Origin of the sequence: Streptomyces sp. (assembly GCF_031181555.1) — a bacterium.
Classification (GTDB): domain Bacteria; phylum Actinomycetota; class Actinomycetes; order Streptomycetales; family Streptomycetaceae; genus Streptomyces; species Streptomyces fimbriatus.
Window position 1 is genome coordinate 1 of record NZ_JAPSKQ010000146.1, and the last position, 16112, is coordinate 16112.

13 protein-coding genes are annotated in these 16112 nt (G+C 74.1%); 2 read left to right on the forward strand and 11 right to left on the reverse strand.

Annotated features, from left to right (window positions below):
* Window positions 1-29: 29 nt before the first annotated feature.
* The 9 genes from RIM90_RS24390 to hrcA form a co-directional block, all read right to left on the reverse strand.
* Window positions 30-1028, reverse strand: coding sequence for an adenosine deaminase (locus RIM90_RS24390; RefSeq protein WP_309062903.1), 999 nt, complete (start codon window positions 1026-1028; stop codon window positions 30-32).
* A 20-nt stretch (window positions 1029-1048) separates the two neighbouring features.
* Window positions 1049-1954: a ribonuclease Z gene (locus RIM90_RS24395; protein WP_309062904.1), complete on the reverse strand. Its 906-nt coding sequence runs from the start codon at window positions 1952-1954 to the stop codon at window positions 1049-1051.
* A gap of 6 nt (window positions 1955-1960) precedes the next feature.
* The gene (locus RIM90_RS24400; RefSeq protein WP_309062905.1) at window positions 1961-2314 is read right to left on the reverse strand and encodes a histidine triad nucleotide-binding protein; all 354 of its coding nucleotides are present in this window, start codon (window positions 2312-2314) and stop codon (window positions 1961-1963) included.
* A 51-nt stretch (window positions 2315-2365) separates the two neighbouring features.
* Window positions 2366-5527 (reverse strand): S41 family peptidase, encoded by a 3162-nt coding sequence (locus tag RIM90_RS24405; protein ID WP_375165536.1) that lies wholly within the window; start codon window positions 5525-5527, stop codon window positions 2366-2368.
* A gap of 108 nt (window positions 5528-5635) precedes the next feature.
* Window positions 5636-6187 (reverse strand): hypothetical protein, encoded by a 552-nt coding sequence (locus RIM90_RS24410; protein WP_309062907.1) that lies wholly within the window; start codon window positions 6185-6187, stop codon window positions 5636-5638.
* Window positions 6188-6642: 455 nt separating this feature from the next.
* Entirely contained in the window at window positions 6643-7383 is a 741-nt protein-coding gene (locus RIM90_RS24415) for a 16S rRNA (uracil(1498)-N(3))-methyltransferase (RefSeq protein WP_309062908.1), read from the reverse strand.
* Window positions 7380-8453: a nitronate monooxygenase gene (locus RIM90_RS24420; protein WP_309062909.1), complete on the reverse strand. Its 1074-nt coding sequence runs from the start codon at window positions 8451-8453 to the stop codon at window positions 7380-7382. Before RIM90_RS24420 ends, RIM90_RS24415 begins: the two co-directional genes overlap by 4 nt.
* A 98-nt stretch (window positions 8454-8551) precedes the next feature.
* A complete protein-coding gene (gene dnaJ / locus RIM90_RS24425; protein WP_309062910.1) occupies window positions 8552-9688 on the reverse strand; it encodes a molecular chaperone DnaJ in 1137 nt (378 codons plus the stop codon).
* The gene (hrcA, locus tag RIM90_RS24430) at window positions 9688-10704 is read right to left on the reverse strand and encodes a heat-inducible transcriptional repressor HrcA (RefSeq protein ID WP_309062911.1); all 1017 of its coding nucleotides are present in this window, start codon (window positions 10702-10704) and stop codon (window positions 9688-9690) included. The genes dnaJ and hrcA overlap by 1 nt, the downstream gene beginning before the upstream one ends.
* A 161-nt stretch (window positions 10705-10865) precedes the next feature.
* Between hrcA and RIM90_RS24435 the strand changes: the two genes are divergently transcribed.
* On the forward strand, window positions 10866-11600 hold the full coding sequence (locus tag RIM90_RS24435; RefSeq protein ID WP_309062912.1) for an MBL fold metallo-hydrolase: 735 nt from the start codon (window positions 10866-10868) through the stop codon (window positions 11598-11600).
* Window positions 11601-11634: 34 nt separating this feature from the next.
* Window positions 11635-12438, forward strand: coding sequence for a DUF3097 domain-containing protein (locus RIM90_RS24440; protein WP_309062913.1), 804 nt, complete (start codon window positions 11635-11637; stop codon window positions 12436-12438).
* Between the two features lie 126 nt (window positions 12439-12564).
* Here the strand turns inward: RIM90_RS24440 and hemW are convergent, their stop codons facing one another.
* Window positions 12565-13797 carry a radical SAM family heme chaperone HemW gene (gene hemW / locus RIM90_RS24445; protein WP_309062914.1) on the reverse strand — a complete coding sequence of 411 codons (1233 nt, stop codon included), beginning with the start codon at window positions 13795-13797 and terminating at the stop codon, window positions 12565-12567.
* Window positions 13798-13835: 38 nt separating this feature from the next.
* The gene (locus RIM90_RS24450; RefSeq protein WP_309062915.1) at window positions 13836-15932 is read right to left on the reverse strand and encodes a SpoIIE family protein phosphatase; all 2097 of its coding nucleotides are present in this window, start codon (window positions 15930-15932) and stop codon (window positions 13836-13838) included.
* Between the last annotated feature and the right edge of the window lie 180 nt (window positions 15933-16112).

Sequence of the window (16112 nt, forward strand, 5' to 3'; positions counted from 1 at the left end):
CGGGCGTCCGGGTTCCGGGCGCCCGGTGCCTACGGCCGGCCGAAGTCGTACGCCTCCACCTCGGCCAGGTACCGGGCCCGCCGCTCCTCGTCGTCGTCCAGGAAGGAGGCGAGGAAGGAGTTGCGGGCCAGTTCGCGCAGGCGCTCCGGGCCGAGGCCCAGCGTCTCGCGCACCGCGTCGAAGTTGTCCCCGGCGTAGCCGCCGAAGTAGGCCGGGTCGTCGGAGTTGACCGTGCACAGCAGACCGGCGTCGAGCATCGCGGGCAGCGGGTGGTCGGCGAGGGTGTCCACCGTGCGCAGCCGGACGTTCGACAGGGGGCACAGGGTGAGCGGGACGCGCTCGCGCACCAGCCGCCGCACCAGCGCCGGGTCCTCCACGCAGCGCAGCCCGTGGTCGATCCGTTCGACGCCGAGGACGTCCAGGGCCTCGGTGATGTACCGGGGCGGCCCCTCCTCACCGGCGTGCGCCACGCGCCGCAGGCCGAGTGCGGCGGCGGCCTCGTACACCTCGCGGAACTTCACCGGCGGGTGCCCGACCTCGGCGGAGTCGAGGCCGACGCCGGTGATGCGGTCCAGGTGGGGCTTGGCGGCCTCCAGGGTGGCCATCGCCGACTCGGCGGACTCGTCGCGCAGGAAGCACATGATCAGCCGGGTGGAGACGCCGTGCGTCTCCTCGCTGCGGCCCAGCGCCCGCCACAGCCCTTCGACCACCGTGTCCATGCCGACGCCGCGCGCCAGGTGCGCCTGCGGGTCGAAGAAGATCTCCGCGTGCCGCACGCCCTGCGCGGCGGCGCGGGCGAGGTAGGCGTCGGCGAGGTCCTCGAAGTCCCGCTCGGTGCGCAGCACCACCATGAGCTCGTAGTACAGGTCCAGGAAGGACTGCAGGTCCTGGAACCGGTAGGCCTCGCGGAGCGCGTCGGTGTCGGCGTAGGGCAGCTCGACACCGCCCCGCGCGGCGAGGGCGAAGGCGAGCTCGGGTTCGAGGGTGCCTTCGATATGAAGGTGCAGTTCGGCTTTCGGTATGGGCATCGAAATATCGTACGGGTGTTTCACCGACGCTTCGGAAGCGGCACCCTCAGCAGATCGTGCGCCACGGTCAGGTCCCCGTCGTACCCGGCGGCCCGTGCCTGCCGCTCGAACTCCGCCGGGTCGGAGTAGCGCTGGCTGAAGTGGGTGAGGACGAGATGCCGTACGCCCGCGTCGCGCGCCACCCGGGCCGCCTGGCCGGCGGTCAGATGGCCGTGCTCGACGGCGAGTTCCTCGTCCTCGTCGAGGAAGGTCGACTCGACGACCAGCATGTCGCAGCCCTCGGCGAGCGCGTACACGCCCTCGCAGAGCCGGGTGTCCATGACGAACGCGAACCGCTGCCCGCGCCGCACCTCGCTGACGTCCTCCAGCGAGACGCCGCCGAGCGTGCCCTCGCGCTGGATGCGGCCGACGTCCGGGCCCGTGATGCCGTGCGCGGCGAGCCGGTCGGGCAGCATGCGCCGGCCGTCGGGTTCGAGCAGGCGGTAGCCGAACGACTCGACGGGGTGCGAGAGCCTGCGCGCCTCCAGCGTGTAGCCGGGGGTGGTGGCCAGCGGGCCGTCCGCGTCGACCGGGGCCTCGGTGAGGGCGACGGTCTCGCGGTAGGCGGTGGCGTACCGCAGCCGGTCGAAGAAGCGCTGCCCGGAGCGCGGGTAGTGGGCGGTGACCTCGTGCGGGACCTTGTCGAGGTTGATGCGCTGGATCACCCCGGCGAGGCCGAGCGAATGGTCGCCGTGGAAGTGGGTGACGCAGATGCGGTTCAGGTCGTGCGCGGCGACCCCGGCGCGCAGCATCTGGCGCTGTGTGCCCTCGCCGGGGTCGAACAGGATGCCCTCGCCGTCCCAGCGCAGCAGGTAGCCGTTGTGGTTGCGGTGTCGGGTGGGGACCTGGCTCGCGGTGCCGAGCACCACCAGTTCGCGGACGGACAAGGCGGCTTACCCGGGAGGCCACTCGAGGCCGCGGCCGCCCAGGACGTGGGCGTGCGCGTGCCAGACGGTCTGGCCGGCGCCGGTGCCGGTGTTGAAGACGGTGCGGTAGCTCTCCAGCTTCTCGTCGTCCGCGACGGCCTGCGTCTCGCGCAGCACGTCCGCGGCGAGCTCGGGCGCGGCGGCGGCGAGGGCCGCCGCGTCCCTGTGGTGCGCCTTCGGGATCACCAGGACGTGGGTGGGCGCCTGGGGGTTGATGTCGCGGAACGCGACGGTCGTCTCCGTCTCCCGGACGATCGTCGCCGGGATGGTCCCCGCGACGATCTTGCAGAACAGGCAGTCGTCCTGCGGTTCCCCTGCCATGCGGCCTCCTCGAACCGGGTGATCGCGTACGGGGGCATGGTATCGGGACGGTCAGTCCAGCGCGGGCGGCACCTTCGCCGGCGTCTCCTCCAGCGCGGCCAACGCCAGCCGGACCGCCTCGTCCAGTTGTGCGTCCCTCCCCGCCGCGTGGTCCTGCGGGCGCTGCACCACCTCCACGTCGGGCTCGACGCCGTGGTTCTCCACGCCCCAGCCGTACCCCTCCAGCCAGAAGGCGTACTTGGGCTGGGTGACGAGGGTGCCGTCGACCAGGTGGTAGCGGCTGTCGATGCCGATCACACCGCCCCAGGTGCGGGTGCCGACCACCGGGCCGATGCCGAGGGCGCGGATCGCCGCGTTGACGATGTCGCCGTCGGAGCCGGAGAACTCGTTGGCGACGGCGACGACGGGACCGCGGGGCGCGTCCCGGGGGTAGCTCTCCGCCCGTATGCCGCGCGGCATGTCCCAGCCGACGATCCGCCGGGCCAGCTTCTCCACGACGAGCTGGGAGGTGTGCCCGCCGCGGTTCTCCCGCACGTCCACGATCAGGCCCTCGCGGAGCACCTCGACGCGCAGGTCGCGGTGGATCTGCGCCCAGCCGGGCGCCTGCATGTCGGGGACGTGGATGTAGCCGAGGCGGCCGCCGGACTTCTCGTGGACGTAGGCGCGCCGGTCGGTGACCCAGGCGTGGTAGCGCAGCGGTTCCTCGTCGGCGAGGGGGACGACGACCGCGTGGCGCGGGTCGCCGCCGCCGGCCGGGGAGACGGTCAGCTCGACCGGTTTGCCCGCGGTGCCGACCAGCAGCGGGGCGGGCCCGGTCACCGGGTCGACCGGCTGTCCGGCGACCGCGACGATCGCGTCGCCGGGGCGGACGGCGACGCCGGGCGCGGCGAGCGGGGAACGGGCGTCGGGGTCGGAGGTCTCGGAGGGCAGGATGCGGTCGACGCGCCAGGTGCCGTCCTCGTGGCGGGAGAGGTCCGCGCCGAGCAGGCCCTGCCGGGCGCCGTCGCCGTATCCGCCGCGCGGGGTGACGTAGGCGTGCGAGGTGCCGAGCTCGCCCTGCACCTCCCAGAGCAGGTCGACGAGGTCGTCGTGGGTGGCGAGGCGGTCGAGGACGGGACGGTAGCGGTCGAGGACGCCGTCCCAGTCGACGCCGTTCATGTCCGCCCGCCAGAAGTTGTCCCGCATGATGCGGCCGGTCTCGTCGAACATCTGCCGCCACTCGGCGGCCGGGTCGACGAACTGGCGGACCCGGCCGAGGTCGACGGTGATGTTGGTGTCGCTGTCGTCGTCGTTCGACGCGCGCCGGTCGCTGGGGACGACCTTGAGCCGCCCGTCGGTCCACAGCAGCACCCGCTTGCCGTCGCCGCTGACCTCGAAGTGGTCGGCGTCCACGGCCAGGTGCTCGATGCGCTGCTGGGCGAGGTCGTAGCGCTCCAGGTCGGTCTTGGGGTCGGGGTCGTCGGGGGTGGCGCGGGAGGCGCCGAGCACCCCGCGCACCGGGTGCCGCAGCCACAGCACCCCGTCCTTGGCGGCGCGCAGGTTGGTGTAGCGGGCGGCCTCGACGGGGAACGGCACGATCCGGTCGGCGAGGCCTTCCAGGTCGATCCGGGTGGTGGGGGTGCCCTCGCTGTCGGGGGTCTCCTCCCGGTCCGGTGTCTCGAAGGGGCGGCCGTGCCGCTGCGGGCCGAACGGGGACGGGGTGGTCGCCGCGAGGGTGATCAGGTACGGGCGGACGCCCTCCACGAAGGCCAGGTCGAAGACGTGCTCGTCGTAGACCGGGTCGAAGGAGCGGGTCGACAGGAAGGCGAGGTGCTTGCCGTCGAGGGTGAAGGCGGGCGCGTAGTCCTGGAAGCGCAGCGGGGTCGCCTCGGTGACCGACAGGTCGGTGGTGTTGGCGAGGCGGAGCTGGCTGAGCGGGCGCGGGCCGGGGTGGGACCAGGCGAGCCAGGCGGAGTCGGGTGAGAAGACCAGCCCGGAGACGTCGCCGTCCTCGCTGCGGTCGACCTCGCGGACCTCGCCGGTCTCGCGCTCGACGAGCAGGACGCGGCCGTCGTGCGAGGCGACCGCGGCGCGGCTGCCGTCGGGGGCCATGGCGAGTTCCACGACGCGGCCGAGCCGGCCGGCGGCGATGCGGCGCGGGGTCGCGCCCGGGGCGAGGCCGGTGGCGGGGGCGAACTCCAGGGCGTCGTCGCCCTCGGCGTCCGTCACCCACACCACCCACTCCTCGCCGTCCGCGCGGAAGGTGCGGGGGCGGCGGGCCCGTACGCCCGGGGTCGCGGCGAGCGCGCGGGCGGGGCCGGAGCGGTGGGTGACCCAGTGGACGGTGCCGCGCACGCAGACGGCGCTGCCTCGGGCGGTGTGGTCGGGGGAGGCGGAGCCGAACCAGCGGGCGGCGTTCACCGGGAACGGCTGGAGGTCGACGCGCTGCCCGCCGAGCCGGATGTCGAGGCGGCGCGGCTCGGCGCCGTCGAGGTCGTCCAGCAGCCACAGTTCACCGGCACTGGAGTAGACGACCCGGGTGCCGTCGGTGGCGGCGTGCCGGGCGTAGAAGCCCCCGAGGGGGGTGTGCCGGCGCAGGTCGGATCCGTCGGCGAGGGAGGAGTACAGGGCGCCGGTGCCCTCGTGGTCGGAGAGGAAGGCGACCCTGTCCCCCACCCACAGCGGGTACTCGATGTTCCCGTCGAGACCGTCGTGCAGGCGGACGAACTCGCCCGCGCCCTCCCCGTCGTCGCGAACGCCCCGGTCGATCCACAGCTTGCCCGCCGTGCCGCCCCGGTAGCGCTTCCACCAGGCGGCCTCGCGGCCCATCGGCGCGGACAGCAGCACGGTGTGGGGCCCGAAGGCGACGTCGCCGACCGGGCCGTAGGGCAGGGTGGCGGCCGGACCGCCGTCCAGGGGGACGGCGCGGGCCCAGGTGCGGCGCAGGCTGGGCTGGCCGTGGGTGCTGAGCGCCAGCACCTGTCCGTCCGGGGTCCAGCCGCGCACCTGGGTCCTGCGACTCCCCCAGTACGTGAGGCGCTTGGCGGGTCCGCCGGCGACCGGCGCGATGTGCACCTCGGGGGCGCCGTCGCGGGTGGAGGTCCAGGCGACGGTGGTGCCGTCGGGCGAGATGCGGGGCTGGTTCACCGGCACGTTGTCGGCGCTGACCCGCCAGGCCCGGCCGCCGTCGAGCGGCGCGAGCCACACGTCGTCCTCGGCGGTGAAGGCGACCAACTCGCCGTGCAGGTGCGGGAACCGGAGATACGCGGCGGATGCGACCGATGCAGACTGTGTCACCCGATCACCCTACGCAAGCGCCCGCGGCCTGGACAGAGGTTTGGATCACTTGCCCTCGACCGGGCGACACGAGGGGTACTGGTCGCACCACACCGTCGTCGTGACGGTCACGGTGACGGTGGGGTCCGGTCCGCCCTTCGGGGGTTCGCCCACCGGTGGCGGGCTGGTGGCGTCGCAGTCGCCGAGACCCTCGACCCGGAACCACTGCTTGCCGTCCACCTCGGCCGTGATGTCCCCGCGCACGCAGGAACCGTTCACGGCGTGCGTGACCTTCCCGGTGACGGTGATCTCCTTGCCGTCCTCGGTCTCCCCCCGGCAGTCGACGGAGGCGACGGTGTCCTCCCTCCCGGAAGACGCGGAGGACGAGCCCTCCTTGTCGCCGAAGGACGCGGTGCAGCTGAGCCACCGCACCCCGGCCTTCTGCCGGTTGAGCTCCTCGGTCACGGTCTCGTCGGTCGTGTACGCGATCGCCGCGGAACTCAGCCCGCCCGGCTCGCACGCCACGGCCCCGCCCACGGCGGCCACGACGAACCCGGCGACCACCACCGGCCGACGCCACCGCACCCCACGCCGCACCTTGTTCATCAACGCCCCCATGGACGGCAGCCTGCCATCGCCACCACCGAGGCGGTAGGGCGCATACGGCCACTCCGCACTACCTTGGACCGATGCGCAGCGGACGCCGGTCGAGGAGGCTCGTCGTGGACGGAACCACCGCGGGCGAAACGGTCACTTACCTGTGGTCGGTGCGTCACCGGCACAGCACCGAGGGGCCCTGCCGGGAAGTGCTCGCGCTGACCCGGGACAACACGACGACCCGTCTGGTGTTCCGGGGCGGCGAGGGGCGCCTCGTCCCCGACGGCTTCCTGCATTCGGGGGCCGTGGCCGTCGGCGGGCACGCGGCGCTCAACCTGCACGAGCCCGGTGTCGTACGGGCCTTCGTCGACGAGGCGGCCCGGCGCGGGCTGCTCACCGGGCCCGCGGAGCTGGACGGCTGGGAACTGTTCCCGGCGGTCGCCGCCCGTCGCGCGGCGGGCGGCCGGCCGGGGCCGTCAGGACCAGCGGCCCGTGCGGGCCAGGAGGACGGCCGCCGCCGCGGTGCCGGCGGTGGACGTGCGCAGGACGCTGCGGCCCAGCCGGTAGGGCTTGGCGCCGGCCTGCGCGAAGAGCTCCAACTCCTCCGGCGAGACCCCGCCTTCGGGTCCGACGACCAGCACGATGTCGCCGGAGGCGGGGAGTTCGGCGGTCGCGAGGGGTTCGGTGCCGCTCTCGTGGAGGACGGCGGCGAAGTCGGCGTCGGCCAGAAGTGAGGCAACCCGCTTGGTCGTCGCTGCGTCCGCGACCTCGGGGAAGCGCACCCGGCGGGACTGCTTGCCGGCCTCGCGGGCCGTCGCCCGCCACTTGGCGAGGGACTTCAGCCCCCGCTCGCCCTTCCACTGCGTGATGCAGCGCGCCGCCGACCACGGCACGATCGCGTCGACACCGACCTCGGTCATCGTCTCCACGGCCAGCTCGCCCCGGTCGCCCTTGGGCAGCGCCTGGACGACGGTCAGGCGGGGGGATTCCGCGGGCTCCTCGGTGACGTCACCGAGCGTCACGATCAGGCGGTCCTTGCCCTCCGTGCCGTCCACCTCGCCCTCGGCCCAGCGGCCCGCGCCGTCGGTGAGGACGACGGCCTCCCCGGCCCGCAGCCGCTTCACGGAGACGGCGTGCCGGCCCTCGGGGCCGTCGAGCACGTAACGGCCCGCGCCGTCCGTGCCGAAGTGGTCGACGACGAACACCGGTGCGGTCATCGGGCACCTCCCGCCGACAACGCCGTCCGGGCGATGGCCAGTTCGGCGGCCAGCACCTCCACCAGCTGCCCGGCGGGCAGCTCCCGGGCCATCCGGTGGCCCTGTCCCGCCCACAGCGCCATGCCCTGCGCGTCCCCGGCTCCGGCGGCGGCCTTGCGCAGCGGTGCGGTGAGGTGGTGGACGTCCGGGTAGGCGGCGGGCGCGTACGGGCCGTGCTCGCGCAGGAAGCGGTTGACCAGGCCGCGGGCCGGGCGGCCGGAGAAGGCCCGGGTCAGCTCGGTGCGGACGTACAGGGGGTTGGTCAGTGCCTGCTTGTGCAGGGCGTGCGCGCCGGACTCGTGGGTGGCGAGGAAGGCGGTGCCGAGCTGGGCCGCGGCGGCGCCGGCCGCGAGCACCGCGGCGATCTGGCCGCCGCGCATGACGCCGCCGGCGGCGACGACCGGGATGCCGACGGATTCCCGGACCTGGGCGACGAGGGACAGCAGTCCGACGCCGGAGCCGTCCGCCTCCGGGACGTCCCGGTGGGTGCCCTGGTGACCGCCGGCCTCGACGCCCTGGGCGATCACCGCGTCCGCGCCGGCCCGCTCGACGGCCCGGGCCTCCTCCGCGGTGGTGGCGGTGACCAGGGTGAGCGTGCCGACGCGGCGGAGGGAGTCCAGGACCTCGCGGGCCGGCACGCCGAAGTGGAACGACACCACCGGCACCGGATCGTCCAGGAGGACGGCGAGCTTGGCGTCGAAGCCGTCGTCGCGGCCGCTGTCGGGGTCGCCCAGCTCGGTCTCGTACCAGGCGGCCTCCCCGGCCAGCTGGTGGGCGTAGACGCCGACGGCGGCGGGATCGGCCGTCTCCGGCTGGGGCAGGAAGAGGTTGACGCCGAAGGGCCGGCCGGTCAGTCCCCGCAGCTGCTTGATCTCCTGGTACATCCCGTCCGCGGTCTTGTACCCGGCGGCGAGGAAACCGAGCCCGCCCGCCTCGGACACGGCGGCGGCCAGCTGCGGCACGGAGACACCGCCCGCCATGGGAGCCTGCACGATCGGGTGCGGGAAGAGATCGGTCAGTGCGGAGGACATGACGGCATGTTGTCACGTCCCCCACACAAACCCGAATCGGCCCTTCCCCTTGGCGCACGCCACTTCCGACGGGTCACCGGCCCCGGGGCCGGCGGGGCTCAGCGCCCGTTGAACGCGTCCTTCAGCCGGGAGAACAGGCCCTGCTGCCCCGGCTGGAACTGGCCCTGCGGGCGTTCCTCGCCGCGGAGCTTGGCCAGCTCCCTGAGCAGCCGCTCCTGCTCGGGGTCGAGCTTGGTCGGGGTCTGGACCTCGACGTGGACGACGAGGTCGCCCCGGCCGCCGCCGCGCAGATGCGTGACGCCCCGGCCGTGCAGCGGGATCGACTGGCCGGACTGGGTGCCGGGCCGGATGTCGACCTCCTCCATGCCGTCCAGCGTCTCCAGCGGCACCTTGGTGCCGAGGGCCGCCGCGGTCATCGGGAGGGTGACCGTGCAGTGCAGGTCGTCGCCGCGCCGCTGGAACTGCGGGTGCGGCAGCTCGTGGATCTCGACGTACAGGTCACCGGCGGGACCGCCGCCGGGCCCGACCTCGCCCTCGCCGGCGAGCTGGATCCGGGTGCCGTTGTCGACACCGGCCGGGATCTTGACCGTCAGGGTCCGCCGGGAGCGGACCCGGCCGTCGCCGGCGCACTCCGGGCACGGGGTGGGGACGACGGTGCCGAAGCCCTGGCACTGCGGGCACGGGCGCGAGGTCATGACCTGGCCGAGGAAGGACCGCGTGACCTGCGACACCTCACCGCGGCCGCGGCACATGTCGCAGGTCTGCGCGCTGGTGCCCGGCGCGGCGCCCTCGCCGCTGCAGGTGGTGCAGACGATCGCCGTGTCGACCTGGATGTCCTTGGTCGTGCCGAACGCGGCCTCGTCGAGCTCGACCTCGATGCGGATCATCGCGTCCTGGCCCCGGCGGGTGCGCGAGCGCGGCCCGCGCTGCGACGCCGTGCCGAAGAACGCGTCCATGATGTCGGAGAAGTTCCCGAAGCCACCGGCCCCGAAGCCGCCCGCGCCGGCGCCGCCGGACTGCGAGAGCGGGTCGCCGCCGAGGTCGTAGACCTGCTTCTTCTGCGGGTCCGACAGCACCTCGTAAGCGGCGTTGATCTCCTTGAACCGCTCCTGGGTCTTCGGATCGGGGTTGACGTCCGGGTGCAGCTCGCGGGCGAGCCGCCGGAAGGCCTTCTTGATCTCTTCCTGCGACGCGTCGCGGCGCACGCCGAGTACGGCGTAGTAGTCCGTGGCCACTACGACTCCGCCAGGATCTGTCCGACGTACCGTGCCACTGCGCGTACCGCTCCCATCGTTCCCGGGTAGTCCATGCGGGTCGGTCCGACCACGCCGAGCTTGGCGACAGCCTCGCCGCCCGAACCGTAGCCGACCGACACGACGGACGTGGAGTTGAGTCCTTCGTGGGCGTTCTCGTGACCGATGCGGACGGTCACGCCCGGATCCTTCGCCTCGCCGAGCAGCTTGAGGAGCACGACCTGCTCCTCCAGCGCCTCCAGGACGGGCCGGATCGTGAGGGGGAAGTCATGTCCGAAGCGGGTGAGATTGGCGGTGCCGCCGATCATCAGCCGCTCCTCGTTCTCCTCGACGAGCGTCTCCAGGAGAGTGGAGAGCACCGTCGAGACAGTACCGCGGTCCTCGGCCTCGAAGGCCTCCGGGAGGTCCTCCACCAGGCTCGGCACGTCGGTGAACCGGCGCCCCGCCACCCGGCTGTTGAGCCGTGCGCGCAGATCCGCCAGGGACGCCTCGCCGAACGGCGCCGGGCAGTCGACCATGCGCTGCTCGACCCGGCCGGTGTCCGTGATCAGCACCAGCATCAGGCGCGCGGGCGCGAGGGACAGCAGTTCCACGTGCCGCACCGTCGAACGGGTCAGCGACGGGTACTGCACGACGGCGACCTGCCGGGTCAGCTGCGCGAGCAGCCGCACCGTCCGGGCCACCACGTCGTCGAGGTCGACGGCGCCCTCGAGGAAGTTCTGGATGGCGCGCCGCTCCGGCGGGCTCATCGGCTTGACGCCGGCGAGCTTGTCGACGAACAGCCGGTAGCCCTTGTCGGTGGGGATGCGCCCGGCGCTGGTGTGCGGCTGGGCGATGTAGCCCTCCTCCTCCAGCGCCGCCATGTCGTTGCGCACGGTGGCCGGGGAGACGCCGAGCTTGTGCCGCTCGGTGAGGGCCTTGGAACCGACGGGCTCCTCGGTGCCGACGTAGTCCTGGACGATGGCGCGCAGCACCTGGAGCCTGCGTTCACTGAGCATCGCGCACACCTCCAGTAGCCTTCGCCCCGTAACGTTCCTGGCACTCTTCGCACCCGAGTGCCAGACTTCCCCGGCCCAGTGTACGGCCGGGGGGTACGCCCCCGGCAAGGCCGGTACCGGCCCGTCGCGCTGTACGGCGTCGTCCCGGATAGCGTCCCGGTATGACCGTGACTTGGGAAGAGTCGGGATGGGAGCAAGTGGCGCCCGGGGTGGGGCGGTGCCGGCTGCCGGTGTGGGACTGCACGGCGGGGCTCGTCGTCGGGACGGACGCCGTCCTGCTCGTCGACGCGGGTTCGAGCCTGGGCGAGGGCGCACGGTTGCGGGCCGAGGCGCAGGCGCTCACCGGCCGCCGTGTGACGCATCTCGCGCTCACCCACCCCCACTTCGACCACGTCCTCGGGGCGGCGGCGTTCGCGGGCGCGGAGGTGTTCGGCGCGGTGGGGACGGACACGGCGCTGACGGGCCGCGGGCGGGAGGAACTGCGCGCGGACGCGGTGCGCCACGGACTGGACGCGCGGGCGGCGGAGGAGGCCGCGGACGCGCTGGTCCGCCCGCACCACGCGGTGCGCGGCGAGCGGACGCTCGACCTCGATCCGGGCGGCGGCCGGCAGGTGCTGCTGGCGAACGTGGGCCCGGGGCACACGGCCCACGATCTCGCGGTGCTGGTCCCCGGCGACCCGGGGGTGGTCTTCTGCGGCGACCTGGTGGAGGAGTCGGGCGAACCGCAGGCGGGCCCCGACGCCGTGCCGTCCCACTGGCCGGCCGCCCTGGACCGGCTGCTGGAACTGGGCGGCGAGGACGCCCGGTACGTCCCCGGTCACGGAGCGGTGGTGGACGCGGCGTTCGTCCGGGCCCAACGCGACGCCCTGGCGGCCCGTTTCGGCGTGTCGCGCTGATCGCGGCGGGCGGGCTCCTCCTATCGTCATGAGAATGCGCCAGTACTCCGCCGATCTGACCCCTCCGTGGAAGAAGCCGCAGCCGGTACCGGAGGTCCCGGCCGAGCCCGGCCTGGTGGTGGAGGAGCCCGGCACCGGCTTCTGCGGCGCGGTGATCCGCTGCGAGGCGGGCACGGTGACCCTGGAGGACCGCTTCGGCAGGCACCGCGTGTTCCCGCTCCAGCCGCGCGGTTTCCTGCTGGAGGGCCGTGCGGTGACGCTCGTGAGGCCCGCCTCGGGTCCGGTGCGTCCCACCCGTACGGCATCCGGTTCGGTGGCCGTCCCCGGCGCACGCGCGCGTGTGGCCCGCGCGGGGCGCATCTACGTCGAGGGGCGGCACGACGCCGAGCTGGTCGAGAAGGTGTGGGGCGACGACCTGCGCGTCGAGGGCGTGGTCGTGGAGTACCTGGAGGGCGTCGACGACCTGCCGTCCGTCGTCGAGGACTTCGCCCCCGGCCCGGACGCCCGCCTCGGCGTCCTGGTGGACCACCTGGTCCCGGGCAGCAAGGAGTGGCACATCGCCGAGTCGGTGACGAGCGAGCACGCCCTGGTGGTGGGCCATCCCTACATCGACATCTGGGAGGCGGTGAAGCCGGCGGCCGTGGGCATCCCGGAGTGGCCGCGGGTGCCGCGGGGGGAGGACTGGAAGACGGGGGTGTGCCGGGCGTTGGGCTGGCCGTCGGAGAACACCGGCGCGGTGTGGCAGGCGATCCTGGCGCGGGTGGGGTCGTACAAGGACCTGGAGCCGGAGCTGCTGGGCAGTGTGGAACGACTCATCGATCACGTGACCGCGCCCTGAACGCCGTCCGGTCGTCGACGGATCGGACCCGGTGGGCTGCTCTCCGCTGCTGCGCAGACGGTCCGTCGATCAGCTCGTCCGCACGGCCGAGCAGTGCCTGCTCCCCGCCGAAGCGGGGATGACCCTTCAGTCCACCAGGTCCCGCACCACCGCGTCCGCCAGCAACCGCCCCCGCAGGGTGAGGGCCGCACGGCCCTCGTCGTACGCCCCCTGCCGCAGCAGACCGTCCGCCAGAGCACGCCGGGCGGCCGCCAGCCCCTCCGCACGGAGAAGGGAAAGAGGAACCCCCTCCTCCAGCCGTAGCTCCAGCAGGATCCGCTCCACCCGCCGGTCCTCGTCCGACAGGACCTCACGGCCCGCCCCCGGCGACCGCCCCGCCGCCAGCGCCGCCGCGTACGCCCCGGGATGCTTCACGTTCCACCAGCGCACGCCGCCGACGTGGCTGTGGGCACCGGGTCCCGCGCCCCACCAGTCGGCGCCGCGCCAGTACAGCTCGTTGTGCAGGCAGCGGGCCGCCTCGGAGGTGGCCCAGTTCGACACCTCGTACCAGGCGAGGCCCGCCGCCGACAGGGTCTCCTCGGCGATGAGATAGCGGTCGGCGTGCACGTCGTCGTCGGTCGTCGGGACCTCGCCGCGCCGGATGCGGCGGGCCAGCTGTGTGCCCTCCTCGACGATCAGCGCGTACGCCGAGACGTGGTCGGGCCCGGCACCGAGGGCCGCGTCCAGCGAGGCCCGCCAGTCGTCGTCGGACTCGCCGGGGGTGCCGTAGATCAGGTCGAGGTTGACGTGCTCGAAGCCCGCCGCGCGGGCCTCGGCGACGCACGCCTCGGGGCGGCCGGGGGTGTGGGTGCGGTCGAGGATCCTCAGCACGTGCTGCCGGGCGCTCTGCATGCCGAAGGAGATCCGGTTGAAGCCGCCGGCCCGCAGGGTCGCCAGATAGGCCGGGTCGACCGACTCCGGGTTCGCCTCCGTGGTGATCTCGGCGTCCGCCGCCAGTCCGAACTCGTCGCGGATCGCGCCCAGCATCCGTACCAGGTCGTCGGCGGCCAGCAGGGTGGGCGTGCCGCCGCCGACGAACACCGTGCGGACCTCGCGCGGGTCGTCGCCGAGGACCTTGCGGGCCAGGCGGACCTCGTCGATCAGGGTCTCGGCGTAGTTGTCGCGGGAGGCCAGCACTCCGCCGGTGCCGCGCAGCTCGGTCGCGGTGTAGGTGTTGAAGTCGCAGTAGCCGCAGCGGGTCGCGCAGTACGGGACGTGCAGGTAGAACCCGAGGGGGCGGTCGGCGGCCCCGGCGAGCGCGGACGCGGGCAGCGCGCCGTCGGCGGGGACGGGCTCGCCGTCGGGGAGTGCGGAAGGCATGTGCTCCATTGTCCCGCACCTGTTCCGTGGCCTGCGTCTCACTCCGCCTGGAGCACCAGCAGCGCGAGATCGTCCGCGGGCGGGCGCGCCCCGAACTCGTGGACCAGGCGCTGGATGCGTTCCGCTATCAGGTCGGCGTCCAGGCCCGCGCAGCTCGCCAGGGCCGTGGCCAGCCCGTCGCCGTCGTCGAACTGGCGGGTGCCGGAGCGCCGCTCGGTGACGCCGTCGGTGACGCAGAGCAGGGTGTCGCCGGAGCGCAGTTCGAAGGTCTCGCTGGTGTAGGTGGCGTCCTCGACGACCCCGAGCAGGGTCTGCGGCTGGGCGACGGTGCGGACCGTGCCGTCGGGGGCGAGCAGCAGGGGCAGGGGGTGCCCCGCGGAGGCGAGGGTGCAGCGGACGCCGCCGTCGAAGGGGACGAGTTCGCCGTAGAGGAGGGAGAGGAAGCGGGTCTGCGGGCCGTCGCCGGGGGCGGTGGGACGGGCGCCCGCGGCCACCAGCGCGCGGGCGGCGGCGTCGGCGGCCTCCGTGGCGTCGTCGAGGAGGAGCTGGTTGAGGCGGTCGAGGACGTCGGCGACGCGGTAGCCCTCACGGGCGAGCAGCCGCAGCCAGGGCCGGGCCAGCCCGATGACGACGGCGGCCTCCGGGCCCTTGCCCTGGACGTCGCCCACGGCGAAGCACCAGCGGCCCCGGCCGGCGGGGAAGAGGTCGTAGAAGTCGCCGCTCGGTCCGCCCTTGTCGCAGGGCTCGTAGACGAGGGCGCTGCGCACGCCCGGGATCTCGGCGACGGCACCGGGCAGCAGTCCGCGCTGGAGCACGGCGCTGATGGTGGCCTGACGGGCGTACTGCCGGGCGGCGCCGATGGCCAGGGCGACGCGTCGGCCGAGGTCCTCCACGAGCCCGGTGATCTCGTCGGGGAACCGGTCGATCCCGGTCCGCCCGATCACCAGGGTCCCCAGGGGCCGCCCGCCGGCGACGAGACGGTAGGCGAGAGCCGTACCGGGCGCGGTGGCGGACGGGTGGTGGGCGTCCGGGATCGGGCCGGTGCCGTCGGGGGTGTCGAGCGCCGTGTCCGGCCAGGGGTAGGGGACGGGGCCCGGGTGCACCGGGTCGGCGGGCTGCGGGGGGTTCCGGTCCAGGGCCCGGCGCAGTTCCTCGATGCGGTTCTCACTGGCGTGCCACACCCGGGTCAGCCGGGCACCGCCGCCCCAGGCCCCGTCGCCGCCCCAGCCGCCGTGGCCGGTGGTCTCGTCCTCCAGCCACACCGCGCACCAGTCCGCCAGCCGGGGGACGATCAGCTGTCCGGTGAGCGCGGCGACCAGGTCCTCGTCCAGCTGGCCGGCGAGCAGGTCGGAGGCCTCGGCGAGGAAGGACAGGGCCCCGCGCCCCAGCCAGGCCCCGTCGCGCCGCCGGCGCCGGGCGAGCCAGTCGTCCCCGTACGAGCCGCCCCGCCAGGTGTCCCGGGCGCCGGGTCCCTCCCGGTGGCCGGGCAGGCCCCGGGTACCGGGGAAGAGCGCGTCCGGGGTGTCCGGCCGGTCGTGGGGGCCGTCCGCGCCCTGCTCCGCCCGTGGTGGCTCGGGCGCGAGGATCTCCGCCGCCCTCAGCTCCCGCGCCAGCGCGTGCTCCCCGGCGTACGCGTCGATCCGATCGCCCGCCGCGCACCCCCCGGCGGGCAGCCGCGCCCACACCGTCTTGGTGCCCGGACGGTACGTGATCCCCCAGGCCTCGGAGAGCGCGGCGACGAGCGGCAGGCCGCGCCCGTACTCCGGGGCGTCGTGCAGTGAGGCCTCCGGCTCGGTGCCGCGTGGGGCGCGGGAGGGGTGCCGGTCGGCGACCTCGACGACGAGCGCGCCGGTCTCCTCCAGCCGACACGTCAGGTGCACGTCCGTCCCGGCGTGCACGACGGCGTTGGTGACGAGTTCGCTGGCGATCAGCGTGACGTCGTCACCGACGCGGCCGGTGAGGTGTTCGGCGCCGGGCAGTCCGAGTTCCGCCCACTCGGTGAACGCCTTGCGCAGCAGGGCACGTGCGGAGCCCGGGGCGAGGGCGCTCCCGGGCAGGGCCGTGTCCACCCGCGCGCACTCCCGCGCCTCGGAGGCACGCGAGGCGGTCTCCCGTTGCGTCGGAATGGCCCCCATGCACAGCTCCCCGGGCAGTTCGTACGAATACTCCTCGATCGATGCCGACAGGGTGACAGACAGAGCCCGTCCATAAGCGCCGAGTTACCGAAGTGGGCCGCCAGGAGTGAGAACAGGGCTCCCCGTGCGGTCAGGAACGGACAGAAAGTCGGCCCGTTCCGCACAGCGGGGAAACCGGGG

Excerpts from the sequence above, each read along its gene's own strand:
- RIM90_RS24390 (WP_309062903.1), bottom strand. The coding sequence starts at position 1,028 with ATGCCCATACCGAAAGCCGAACTGCACCTTCATATCGAAGGCACCCTC.
- RIM90_RS24400 (WP_309062905.1), bottom strand. The coding sequence starts at position 2,314 with ATGGCAGGGGAACCGCAGGACGACTGCCTGTTCTGCAAGATCGTCGCG.
- RIM90_RS24410 (WP_309062907.1), bottom strand. The coding sequence starts at position 6,187 with ATGGGGGCGTTGATGAACAAGGTGCGGCGTGGGGTGCGGTGGCGTCGG.
- RIM90_RS24415 (WP_309062908.1), bottom strand. The coding sequence starts at position 7,383 with ATGACCGCACCGGTGTTCGTCGTCGACCACTTCGGCACGGACGGCGCG.
- RIM90_RS24420 (WP_309062909.1), bottom strand. The coding sequence starts at position 8,453 with ATGTCCTCCGCACTGACCGATCTCTTCCCGCACCCGATCGTGCAGGCT.
- hrcA (WP_309062911.1), bottom strand. The coding sequence starts at position 10,704 with ATGCTCAGTGAACGCAGGCTCCAGGTGCTGCGCGCCATCGTCCAGGAC.
- RIM90_RS24435 (WP_309062912.1), top strand. The coding sequence starts at position 10,866 with ATGACCGTGACTTGGGAAGAGTCGGGATGGGAGCAAGTGGCGCCCGGG.
- RIM90_RS24440 (WP_309062913.1), top strand. The coding sequence starts at position 11,635 with ATGCGCCAGTACTCCGCCGATCTGACCCCTCCGTGGAAGAAGCCGCAG.
- hemW (WP_309062914.1), bottom strand. The coding sequence starts at position 13,797 with ATGCCTTCCGCACTCCCCGACGGCGAGCCCGTCCCCGCCGACGGCGCG.
- RIM90_RS24450 (WP_309062915.1), bottom strand. The coding sequence starts at position 15,932 with ATGGGGGCCATTCCGACGCAACGGGAGACCGCCTCGCGTGCCTCCGAG.